The following is a 12,914-nucleotide window of genomic DNA, read 5'->3' on the forward strand; positions in this document are numbered from 1 at the left end:
GTCTTGGTTAACAATTTAAAATGTTCTGAGTTGATGAGATAAAGGGAAGGGTATTTTAGTTATTTCCGGTCAAGATAAAGCCCCTTATTAATTTCCACTAATAATTTAAAAGTTTTATCCATTTCATCATCAAGTAGAGGAAAGGTCTTATTTAATATATTTTCGGGATAAATTCTGGCGAAATTATTTACGGATTCTATAATCCACTTTAGATTTTCAATTGAATCATTTGCTAAAAACGCACTGATAGATGAGTTTGTAATATCAAGAGCTCTTGACTTTAAAAGTGAATTAGAAATGGATGAAATTTTTTCTGCTTCCGACGCACAAGCGATAAAATAGTCAAAATTATGTTTTAGAATTTTGGCTTTTACTACAGTTAGTTTTTCCATGGTATTTCTGTATCTGGCAAAGAAACGATATTTTCTGAAAATTCTAGTTTTATAGTGCAAAGAAAAACATTCCTGCAAGCGTGCCATACAATACAGCGATTTTAATAAAAACTTTAAGTCAACACTAGATGTGAACCTGACGACATAAAACTACGAGATTTTTATACCTCATGAAGGTATTTGTTTGACATAGAACAGCAAATAATGGAACGTTTTATATTGTACTGGGTGGATGTTGTGGAGTACGTTTTAATTCAAACACCTATAGTTAACGAAGGAGAAATGTACTATTTCTATTAGAGGTAATGTAAATTGATTTTTTATCATTGAGGTTTACGCACTAGCAACTGGAGTATCAACTTCTCTAACGTTGTAGAATTCATAGTTATTTCTAATTTTTTCGGATAAATTTTTTAAGGAGTCAAAATCCTCAGTAATTTCTTCGGGAATCAATATGAAACTTCGAGAGTAATCTACTAGACCAAAAAAGACAACTTCAATAATTAATTTGCTGTTTAATTCGTAAAGAATAAAATCCCAGTTTTTTTTATAAAGTACCTTCGCCATAAATTGTGTTTTATAATTCTGTTACTGTAAAATCAACATCTTTTATCATTCCTTCTGTTTTAATTATCGCTTCTAATTGGCCCGTTGGTGATTTTCCTCCCGGTATCCAATGGATGTTAGTGCCTAATTCATTACCACTTGGTGAGGTAAAACAGCTCTACTCATCAAAACTTAGCCCATCAATTTCAATTATATCTAAAACCACGATTGATTCCGGAGCTCTCTGGCCGCCTAAAGAATAAATTATTACACAGGTCTTCTGATTTATTTTGCTGATTGCTACTTCAAGGGGATTTCCAGTAGTAACGCTCAGTGGATATTCATAGTTCGTCACAAATGCGAGATCACTAATAAGAAATATTTGCTCAAGTTTGCTTAAGTCAGTAATTTTCTTTTTATAAAAGGGCTTCTGATTTTTGAAAGGAAAAAAAACCAGTTGTTGATTTAATAGCATTAAAGATATTTTGGCGTTAACATATTCGTTAAAATCTGAACTGGCCAGCCAGTAGTTAGTGTTCAGCGCACAGTTCTTGATTTCGTTTTGACAATCGAAAAAATCGAAATATTTTATTCTATTTTTTAACATAATTTACTCCAAGCAGAATTGCTATACTTCCACTTTTCCAGCACTTCCAGGTCTTCGCTAAGCCTATGAAAAGGTATAGAAGTCTTAATTTGTATAGCTCCTCCATATTTGTCAAACCATGGTATAGCTTCCCCGTATTCAAGTAGCAATGGTTCTTGAGTGCTTTTAATTTTGAATTTAAAGTAATAATAATTCCCGCCACTTTCGGATATTTTTTGATAATTTTCCATCAGCGCTCTAGATTCAAGAGTATAAGCGGTTTCACTAATCGCTAAAGGGCTAGCATATGATCCTCCCAGATCTGATTGAATTTGGAATCGATCAACTATTTCATCTTGTAAAGGTGCTCTTACTTCAGACACCCCCCAAACGCCCTCGCAAGGAGGATATTCGGTTGCAGGATCTAGTCCGAATTTCCTATAAACATTTTGCTTATGAGCGCGGGGACCCCAGGCAAAGGCCTTTGAAACCAGGCACACAACTAAAAGAAGGGTGGGTAAGCGTGATTCATATTTTAAGCATAGAAATTGTAATAAAAAACAATACCTAAGGAAAGGTATTTTCGCGAAATTAACTGGGGGAGAAAGCACATTTTAGGGAATGTTGGGGTTCCGCAGATTTATTGCGAGCTATACAAGTGCAGAGATAAATGAGAAGGTCAAATCGAATTTAATAATTAAATAACAAAGACAAAGAACACTTGTCCTCGCGTTTTGATATTAAATCCAGTGCATCACAAAACTTAAAAAGAAATAGCTAGCTTTTTTTGGCCTTGGCTATTAAATAAAATCATTAGGTAAAAAATTCGGCCCCCCACGTTTAAAAATCACCTTTAAATTGTTTGTAATGCCTTCGAAAAGCCCATTTGAAGAGTATAATTCAATACCACTACCTCTTAAATCTTTTTGTAAAGACAATTTATTTTCAGAGACAAACTCACGTATTTTATTAATAAAGTCTTGAGGAGTATTATTTTTTCTCAATTGCGTGATATTAAAATCATCATTGTGATAATATGGAATTAAGTATGCTATGAGAAGATCCATAAAAATATTTTTGTCATTAACATCGGCCATAACTTGAATAATTTGCTGCCAAAATATTTCCTCAAAAATATTTCCTTTAACTTTTAAATAAGGCAGAATAAACTTTTGGTAACTTCCTAGCGCCCAATGTTCATCAAATTCTTTGTCTAAAACGAAATAGTTTTCACGACCACTTATAAAGTCTTCTAAGTTATTATTTCTTAAAACTTCTTCAAATTCTAATTTCCTTTGATTTTCTCCCATTTACCTGAAAAATTATTAATTAGTTCAATGATATTCTTGTTATGAGTTATCTTTTCTGATCCTACAAGTGCAGCTTCAGTCGTGCCTTTTTTTGTCAAACCATGGTATAGCTTTCCCGTATTCAAGTAGCAATGGTTCGTGAGTGCTTTTAATTTTGAATTTGAAATAATAATAATTCCCTCCACTTTCAGATATTTGTTGATAATTTTCCATCAGTGCTCTATATTCAAGAGTATAAGGGGTTTCAATAGTTGCTAATGGACTAGCATATGATCCTCCCAGTTCTGATTGAATTTGGAATCGATCAACTATTTCATCTTGTAAAGGTGCTCTTACTTCAGACACCCCCCAAACGCCCTCGCAAGGAGGATATTCGATTGCAGGATCTAGTCCGAATTTCCTATAAACATTTTGCTTATGAGCGCGGGGACCCCAGGCCAAGGCCTTTGAAACCAGGCACACAACTAAAAGAAGGGTGGGTAAGCGTGATTCATATTTTAAGCATAGAAATTGTAATAAAAAACAATACCTAAGGAAAGGTATTTTCCCGAAATTGACAGGGGATAAAGCACATTTTAGGGAATGTTGGTAAATGCTAAAAGAAAAATCGCTATGAATTAATCCTTGGAAGTAACGTGTTTCGCGGTGTATTATCATCGCTGCAAAAACGTCACTGGGAAAACCTTATCTGTATTATTTCGAGGGCGCACCAGCAGGCAGTTACGTCGGGGCTTTTGTTTATTTTGAGCCAATCCAAAAGAAATGGATCAATGCCGCTTATGTCTGCCACAAAGGATGTTGACGAGAAACTCGTTTATAGCTGGGCGCATGCGTAACTACTTGTCATGGATCAAACTGATATTGCTAGAATTATTTTGGTAAGGAAACAGTCTCATGAGGAAGTCCAGCAAAGTGGAAGTAATAATAAAATATAATTTTTTAAATGAAGTGTGTGGTTTAAAGAGGGAAAGAGATTTCTGTTGAAAATTCAAAAAAGAAGTTAAAAGTCTAGTTTTTCCGTTTTTTTCAAATCTTCCGGAAATAAATATCCATGCAATGGATATCTTTCTTCCCAAAGAAGCTCTATGTCATACTTATTAATTTTAGCTTCATACATTCCTTTTTCTACTTCCACTGCTTCGAGAATTTTAACATCTTCGCTTGGACGAACAGTCAATATCATCACTTCATTTTCTTCTTCTTTTACGATTGCATCACAACCTTTCACGCTGGCCCATTTTCGTGTTTGGTAAGCATACTTCAATAGACCTCGTTGTAACTCTATGGAGTTATTTGAGTTATCTAATGAGATTAATTTGTCAATGTTGCCGACTCTGACTAGTCTATATTCAACGTTATTGTAAATGGCGTATGTATCAGAACCTCTATTTTTCATGGTTTAACAAATTTATTTAATTCTCTGCTATAACAACCAATAAACTCTTCTTTTCCCGAATTATCAATTATAAACATTTCGGCCTTATCTTCTAATTTTAAACTATTTGGATATTCAACTTTTAATTCCGGAACTCCTAAAACCCCGTTTGTCCCTGCAGTGTACCCCTGACCAGTGAATGGATATGGATTTTTATTATACACGGATTGAATGTTAGGATTGTTGATGCTTCCACCATTGTCATAGTTTCTGGGGATCTCGATACTAGCAAAGTCTAAAGTTTTAAACCTAACTATTAAACACTTAGTTGCTGATGTTGCTACGAATTCTGATTCTTTATAATCTAAACGGAGTCCGTCAAATATTTCGTTATAGGTGTTTAAATGTTTACAATCCTCAGCTGTGGCTATAAATCCTCCAATTGATTTTATATTTGTTTCCGCTTTAAAAAAGCCATCCATAAAGCTAATTGGAAACACTTTTTGCAAAATGCTTTCACTTGTCGGTAGAGGTATGGAATTTCTGATGATATTCACAAAGTCTTTTTCCCCTTGTGTCATAGCAGAGGTTGACTTGAGCATTAATTCCTTAAATTGGCCTAAAGTTAAAAAATTCCCGTTTAATTTATTTTTAGAAAGTAGACCCTCAATTTTATCTGAAAAGCCACTCATTTTTGAAATGATATTTTTACTATAAAGTGCTTGTGCAGAACTGGATCTAGCCATCTTCACCATTCCCCCCAAATAATCCATAACCTCATCCACCTGCTTTGACGTGGTAGCATCATCGATATGTTCCACCAACTCGGTTTTGTTGAGCTGATATTCTTTTACAAGTGCTTGTACCTCAGATTTATCAAATGCTGTAAAAGGTTTTTCATCCGCCAGATCAAAATAACCAGGACTGAAAATTTTTGGATTGCTTAGTATTCTGGCGCCACCCCAAACAGTTACCAGCAAATTAAATTCGTCGATCCATTTTTTAACTTTGCTATTAGCCGGAAGGCCGTTCGCTGTTATATTTGCCAGGGAACCCACTACCTGGGCGCCTTCATAAAGTGCCAGACCCATTTTGCCGATGCGCGCGGCTTTCCAAACCAGTCCTGGACCTGTGGCTAAGCTGACAACATCCGCGACGGTTGCTGAAATTCGTAAGGCATCGTCGTTGAAAGTTTGATCTGCAGCGTATTTTAAAAATATAGCAGGCGCAATGGTCAGTGTAGCATGCGATGCTGCTTCAGCTATGCTGGAAAGCGAACTTCGGTTAACGATAGTTATCGGTGTGAACGGAGAAAGTGTAAACGTAAGCGGATACGTCCAATGGGCAGTGCGAATATTTGTAATTACACCATGCACATTAGCATGTTCTATCGTTTGATAATCTACAACCTGTTTGCTTATGTTAAGACTTCCATTATCGTTAAGAGAAATAGAATATTTATGAGTACCAACGGGCGCGGCAGTGATGAGATAAGAATCATCATAAAAGAAAACGGTCTTAAATTGGTCGGTGATAGTGCCAGGAAAATAGTGTTTAACCACTTCCCCCTTTTCTTTAAATTTTATACATAAAATTTTACTTAATTTTTTATAATCATTAAAAGTAATAATCGCGTAAAGTTCTGCAAGCAAAGACCTGGTTCCGCAATTGTTAGAAGGATTGGTTAAAGCATCAAAAAAGGCAATGATGTTTGCGTCAGGCACCTCAAGGTTTAGAGTTTCAAATAGCCTCACCATGGCGTCTTGTGTTCCCCAGCCATTATCAAGGATCAAAATTTTTAAAAGCCGAATGCGCTCTGCATTACTAATAAAATTAAGCGCGCAAATATTCGACATGTCATTTACATATTCCGCCACCAGTGCTGGGTTTGTGATGGATTTGGTTTGATTATCGGTAGTGATCGTATTATTTGCATACCCTTGAAGTTCTTTAACACGTTGAAGTAGCATCACAACCTTATCCTGATACTGCTGCAATGGAGTTCTTGTTTGCGGGATTACATTGTTAGAGGTACTTAGCAAATGTTTGGTTAAATCGAAGTCATCAATTAAACGCTCGAGACTATAACATTGGGAAATGATTTTTGGACAAAGCGTAATAATATTTGCAACGGTTATGGCATAAGGAATATAATCGCGATCGCAAATAGTTAACGCTTCTAAAAATCTTTTTGAGTCCACGCTGTAGGTTGAAGTGAGAGCAGCGCCAGACAATTCAATAGTTGGCCCCGTTATGCCACCAAATTCCACCGGAAGGCTCTGGAGGAAAGTTCCACTGCCATTATGATTGGCCGTGGGCCATGTAACACTTGAACTTACAGGAACTTTAGTAGCTTTAAACTTAAGTTCTCCGTTTGTCACGCAGCCATAAACAACTACCACTTTATTTAACGAGGAAATTTTTTTTGTAAGAGTGTCCATTAAAATTCCCTTACAATCAGAAGCATCTACATAATAGCCGTTAAAATTTTCGCGGTGTTTTTCTAGCCGGCACCGCGTATAATTTACGTTGTTGTAGGTAAATGCCTGCAAAGAACCATCTGCAAAAAAATCATATTTTTCCGGCGTCTGAATATCCTCGTCATTATATGAAAAGGCAACTTTAGATAATTTACTAAGAAGGAGCGTAAACGGTTTGCCCGCTGGCGACATAAAAGTAATCGTGCTGTCGGGTTCATTGCGAAGCTCCCAGAGCTGGGAAATAGCTTTCGAATCCAATTTTATTTTAAGCACACTCAAATACTTTTCGAGCGCAGCAATAAATTTGGTGGTAACAAGTTCACTGGAGGATGTAGAAGATAAATTATAGGTGTGTTCCTCAAAAGTAGCAGTTCCTGCCAATTCTGTGGCGAGAGGCTCACTTAAACTAATTTTGTAGACGACAGAAAAATCGCTCCGATTGCCGTGAAAACTGACATCGATGCGTCTGTTATTATACGAGCTTTCATTTTTAGTAAAAGTCTTTAAGATTTTGGTGCCAAGGCCTTTTACCTCTTCCAGCGTTTGCTCATCGGCACTTAAATTTATTTTAATGTCGTACTTCTCCTCTAGTTCTTTTTGTTTGGTTAAAAAGGTTTCGCTGGCAGAAAAATACGCGAAAGTCTTAAGGTTGATGAAGCTTCTTTTCACCGCCTTACTTGCGTACAAATTGAGGACCTCTTTTTTTAGTTTTTTTTGGTTGAGGGACTTTAAGAGAGTAAGGCTAGGGGCTTCCCTGTACTGTTCCTCCAATACAGCTATTTCTTTTTCAATCTTCTCAAGCTCGGAATCGTAATAATAGACTATCTCAATTGGAACGTCTGCTTTTTCATTTTCTTGTGAAAAGAGCCTGTTGTAAGTGGAGGCGAAAATTAATATCAGGCATATAATTTTTCTATACATGCTAATTAATGATTTGTTGTTTGCTTAAACTGTAATTAATTGGAGCGTCGAAACCCAGATGAAATCCAAGAACCGTAATGCTTCCACTCATGGAACCATGCAATTCTGATTCGGGTTGACTTTTGTACGTGAGAATCCCGGAAAGGCTAATACCGGCAAGTGTTAAACTATTAGATGCAGCAGAGGTTTCGTAGTCTATACCCACGTTAGCGCTAAGCCATGCACTTATACTTGCTTCGTTAATGGTAAAGGTCGGATCCCATGAGATACTGGTGTAAGCGTTGTACCCAAAATTTAAATTTGCAAAACCCCGTATTTTAATGCCGGTAAATTCAACCCAGGGACTTTGCGCAGAAATCGCTACGTTCATAGCAAGCCCTGCAGTCATGCCCGTATTACTTACTTCCATAAAAGAAGTATTGCTAAGAAAGTCTTTGCATAAAATTTTGACCCCGATTGGATTTTTTTGTGTCCCGGCCCAGACCTTCCAGTTATTTGGACCTCGCAGATCAAGACCTACATCACCACCTGCACAGATGATAGGTTCAGTATTTAATTTAACGGAGAAGTTCCCTGCAATTTTTTTGCATTCCGGAGTTTTATAATAACCCAGGTAACCACTGCCGGTTATAAATCCAGGCGATTGATATTTTCCCTCATTGTTTTTCAGATAATTTAAAACACTAGCATTTCCAACAAGCTGTATGTAAAAACCACCATCATTAAATTCTGCTTCAGCTCCTAAATCAAACATATAAGTTTTTCCAGAAGTTGGTTGATCGTAGAAATAGAATTTGCAACCTATGCCAAATTTGTTTTGTTTATCGGGTACCACCTGAGTTGGAGTGTTGCGTTTCATCTTACTATATGCGAAGCCTTCTACTCCATACCACACAACCGGAACGGGATTTAACGGGATAGTAAAACCCGTAACGCTTAATTTTGCAAACCAGTATGTAAAATTTTGAGCTAACTGTGTTGTTTTTCCATTGAGAAAAAAAGCAGTTATTTCAATAGGATTGTCTTTATTTGGAACTTTGACACGAACCAGCACATCTGCCTGCCAACTGTCTCCGTAAACAGGGTCGTCTTTTGTAAAAATTAAAGTGCCCCGCACATCCAATGCCGGCGTTACCAGGTAAATTGTAGTAGGATCAAATTTTACGATTTTATCAAATTCTCCATTCTTAAGTTTACTTCCAATATTATTGAAATCAAATTTTACTGTACTTAGTATAGCGCTTGCATAAGGTCCTGCTGATGCACCGAAAGACTGTGTTATACTTGAGGCTACAGCATTGGAGATTCCCTGAACAAGCAGTTCATTTAGAATCTGGTTAGAAATAGCGTTCCAGTCTATGCCATTTATCGCGTCTTCAACTAAACTTTCTCCGGTGTTTAATAAATTCGCAGCACTAATAGTCATGATAACATCGCGAATGGTATCGGCAATGCTCTCAAACATGGTTCCCGAATTTTGCAAAATAGAATTCAGATTTATGGTAGCATTAACGCCGTTATTTATAAGCTGAAGTCCGGCCGCGGTTACCTCTTGTTTTACAAAACCTTTTACTTTTGCTGTAACACCTAATTGCACAAAGTTTGTGATTTTGGAAGTAATGTTTGTCTCAAAGCTATTTGCAACGGAGTTCTTGACGCCGGCCACTATATTATTTCTTACAGAAGCAAATACTGTTGTAATAACAGCATGGTACTCTTCATCTACCTGCGCTTTGAGTTTAATTTCGAGTTTTTCGAAAATGGAACCTAAGTTTTGATCTATCTTGGAATTAATAGGTACAACCACTCTGGTATTAATAGCCGTCCTCACTTTCGTCATTGCCTTGTCTGAAACGTCTTGTATAGGTTTATTTATACGAAAAACAATTTCATCGAGTACTTTTAGCAGGACGTAATTCATTAATTCCTTTGCATTTAAGGTCTCTGATTTTTTTGCTACATCGCTTTTCAAAATTAAATTAACTATGTCGAGCGATGCCCAGTCTTCATCTGCTATTTCAGTAACTTCTTGTATAAAAGGCTTTAGACGGTAGATCACATCAATTACTTTTCCCATATCGGTTATGAGATTGTTTTTTATGAGTGGGTCATTTTTCGAAATACTGTCTGCTGTTTCAATGTTTACCGAAGGAGTTCCGTTGAATGCAGTTGCATTTACTCCTAGATCAGTAAAAGCAGTATTTAAGTCACTGACTAAAGCTGCAGTGTACCCAGAAGTGCTGCTTTGAAAAGATGTTGAACTTGCAGTAGATCCCGACGAGGCTACTGTTGAGGTAACGGAAACAGATCCGCTCAGCAATGGATTTTTGTAAATAGAATAAGCGTTTATAACGGGTGGACCTGTTTCTCCGCTTATCTCTTCATCCATGTTTATTTTTGCACTGGCACCGAAGGCATAGGCATTTCCATTTCTTCCGCATCCTAAATAGTCGACCGTTATGTCGAAATTACTCGCCTTACCTGTAGCCTGGTAAGTCAGTGCTGCTTTGCCATTCGGCACATCGAAGCCAATATTGCCATTTCCCCATACAGAGAATCGTTGCACACCTTTGAGATTGAGTTTAAAGTATGGCCAGCTCATATCTAAATCCATCTCAAGATGATTTTTTCCTTTGAACACCGCCCGTTTGATAGTTATCGGAATTTTTTGTTCCGCTCCGCCCCCGCCATTGAAAGTGAAAGTGGTGTTTGTAAGACCATTTACTAAATACCCTTCATTAAACCCATAGTCGGTCATTTCTATGCGGTAAGGAAAACTTTTTACGGTGTCAATAACGGGAATGTAAATTCCGCCGCTGATAAACGCTCTGTCAATTTCACTTTCATTTATTTTCGCGTGAAAATAACCCAGCTTTGACGTAAAGGTCATGAAGCGCAGAGAGTCGCTGGTTTGAAAGGGAATGGTTGTGTTAAGGGACAGGCCTCTATTTGTAACATAAGCTTTATTCGTATCGTTGGTAGTATTAACAAAATCAAATTCCCTGGCAAACGGCAGAGTTATTTGTCCACTGGTTTCAGGTGATTTTGGTAGTTGTAGTTTGGCCTGGTCAATATATAAGCCCTTCCAGCTGCTATCCGCCTCAAATTCACCCGGCGATTGTTTTTCTGAAAAATCAAGAATGTAATGTGTGGGTAGCATGCCAAATTTGGTGTTTCTGGCAAGCATGATACTTTCTGAATTAGGGTTGGCATGTTGAGAAATGTAATGCAATTGTTTCATGTTCTCAAAAGCAATGTGTGTAGCCGAATTATTTGAATTTATAACCTTTGAAGGCAACTGCACATAACCATTAAAATTAAATTCGTATTTACTTTGGTAGATAGAAAGTTCGGAAGATTGATCTAGTTTAACGGTAAAACCATAAGGTTCCATAACTGCTATCTGGTAATCTTTTTTTAGGGGAATACTGTAACTGTTGTTAAGATAGAAGCTTGTATTGGCAAGCGTTAGTAAACAGCGTTCAGAAATTAATTTTTCAACTTCCTGCGATACCCCAGCATGCGGAAAATTCCATTCTACTTTGCCACTTAATTTCAGATTACTCACGCCCACAATAACACTGTCTGGTTTGAATACTGCGGTCTTATTATCTGCATAAGTCTGCGGCTGTAACGTATAAGAAGCACATTCAACCTTGTCGGCAAAGCTGCCACTGATCATTACCCACTCGTTATCGCCCAATGGACTGATCGTTATATTAGAGTAAGCAAATTCGGTTTCAGTAGAACTCTTACTGAGTTTTGTTTTGCACTTACCGGATATAACATTATTTACCTTATCGAAGTTTGTTAATTTGGTAACAGACATCAAAAATCCGCCGGCAATGAACGATTCAATTTCAGGAGGACCGGTAAAAGTCTGGACCTTGCTTTTCGCTATTTGCTGAGTTCCGCTTTGCGCATACACCTGCCAGGCATATTTGCCCATGCGTTTTATATTCGCCCAAAACATTACAGGAACTGTTTTGCTTATTTCCTGATCGTTCACAGCTAAATATTCTTGTTGATAGAAATAATCGTTGTTAAGAATTGCGTCTTCAGGACTTTGATCTTCCTCTATTTCTACAAGTTTTAAAGTATACGTTACTAATTGGTTTGGTAAAGCTTTGCGTGGCTTTTTCCATTTAAATTTTGAAGGCGTTCCCAGGGTAAATTGAAAGTCATTCTCGGGTTCGATAACATCAATGGTGTCATTTTCGTAGTAGCCGAAATGAAAATGACAGGGAGTTGAATAACCATTATTTTTAAAACTACTTCTGCCATTACTCTCAAGTGTTCTTACCGTAAACACATACCTTTTTCCTTTTTCAAGAGGTGGGTCTGTAGCAGCGTATAAGTAATTATTCAGTTGCAGAGGCGAAGATTGCCATATCGGAAGCGCCTGGTTATTGAGGATTGCGGTAGAAGGATTAGTCCAGCTAGTATTCACTTCATAAAGATCTATTTGGTAAGTAAGCTGACTAAGATTTAAATTGCCATTTGCGTTACTAAGTTGCCATTGAAACAAAATATTTTGCAAGGAAATAGTTTCAACCACCGAACCACAAACAGGATTTAAAATAATAGCTGGATCATTTAGGGTAAGGTAGGCAGTAGCGCATCCGGGTCGGGATATGGTTTTACCACTTTCGTAATCGACGGCTTCAAAACAAAAAGTGTATAGTCCTTCAGGCAAACGGTTGCTTATTTCCAGTTGTGCTTTGCTGATGTTTGTAAAATATAAATTGCTGTAATTAAAATAAAACGCCAGGTCAGCGCCTTGCAATTCATAAGGTTGGCCCGGGGAAACAATTACCGGTGTTGCTGGTCTTAAACCGGGTTTGGTTTGAATGACAATGCCATTTGGACCTGTGATCTTTAATTTCAGCGCGAAGGCCCAACTGACTTCAGTAAAATCAGTAAAATAAATTGTGGTCTTAATACGCGGCTGAAAAGGATCTGCATACTCATCGAGGAACAAAGTTTTAGGATTTGTAAGAACTGTTGAAAGTGCAGAAGGATATGTTTGGGCCAGAGTTCTGGCGGCAAAGCAAAAAACAAAAACAGAAAAAAGGAAGATTTTCTGACGCATAAAAAACAAAAGGATCTTAGTGTGTCGACGAAAATACAGCAAACTTCCAGCGGAAAAGTGTTGCGCCAGGGCATGCAAAAATAATTTGGCCGGGATGCTATTTAAAGACGATATACGCAGTAAATGCTCCGTCGAAAAAGAATATTATTTTTCTAAAAAGAGGGAAGGGCTGATATTAGAGGGCAAGAGACGAAGAGGCAGAAGTAAATTTT

At 37.3% G+C, this 12,914-nt stretch carries 9 protein-coding genes; all 9 read right to left on the bottom strand.

Annotated elements, in window-relative coordinates:
• Positions 1–59: 59 nt before the first annotated feature.
• Positions 60–392, bottom strand: a complete 333-nt coding sequence (locus CNR22_12025) for a hypothetical protein (protein ID PBQ32467.1) — start codon at positions 390–392, stop codon at positions 60–62.
• A 333-nt stretch (positions 393–725) separates the two neighbouring features.
• Positions 726–959, bottom strand: coding sequence for a hypothetical protein (locus CNR22_12030; protein ID PBQ32468.1), 234 nt, complete (start codon positions 957–959; stop codon positions 726–728).
• A gap of 157 nt (positions 960–1,116) precedes the next feature.
• Positions 1,117–1,545, bottom strand: a complete 429-nt coding sequence (locus tag CNR22_12035) for a hypothetical protein (GenBank protein ID PBQ32469.1) — start codon at positions 1,543–1,545, stop codon at positions 1,117–1,119.
• Entirely contained in the window at positions 1,539–2,024 is a 486-nt protein-coding gene (locus CNR22_12040) for a hypothetical protein (GenBank protein PBQ32470.1), read from the bottom strand. The genes CNR22_12035 and CNR22_12040 overlap by 7 nt, the downstream gene beginning before the upstream one ends.
• Positions 2,025–2,324: 300 nt before the next feature.
• Complete coding sequence (locus CNR22_12045; GenBank protein PBQ32471.1) at positions 2,325–2,834, bottom strand: hypothetical protein; 510 nt, start codon at positions 2,832–2,834, stop codon at positions 2,325–2,327.
• 75 nt (positions 2,835–2,909) lie between these two features.
• Positions 2,910–3,491, bottom strand: coding sequence for a hypothetical protein (locus tag CNR22_12050; GenBank protein PBQ32472.1), 582 nt, complete (start codon positions 3,489–3,491; stop codon positions 2,910–2,912).
• A gap of 343 nt (positions 3,492–3,834) precedes the next feature.
• Positions 3,835–4,230 carry a hypothetical protein gene (locus CNR22_12055; GenBank protein PBQ32473.1) on the bottom strand — a complete coding sequence of 132 codons (396 nt, stop codon included), beginning with the start codon at positions 4,228–4,230 and terminating at the stop codon, positions 3,835–3,837.
• Entirely contained in the window at positions 4,227–7,610 is a 3,384-nt protein-coding gene (locus CNR22_12060) for a hypothetical protein (protein ID PBQ32474.1), read from the bottom strand. Before CNR22_12060 ends, CNR22_12055 begins: the two co-directional genes overlap by 4 nt.
• A 1-nt stretch (position 7,611) precedes the next feature.
• Positions 7,612–12,702, bottom strand: a complete 5,091-nt coding sequence (locus CNR22_12065) for a hypothetical protein (GenBank protein PBQ32475.1) — start codon at positions 12,700–12,702, stop codon at positions 7,612–7,614.
• Positions 12,703–12,914: the final 212 nt, after the last annotated feature.

The organism is Sphingobacteriaceae bacterium, from assembly GCA_002319075.1.
Taxonomy (GTDB): Bacteria; Bacteroidota; Bacteroidia; order B-17B0; family Aurantibacillaceae; genus Aurantibacillus.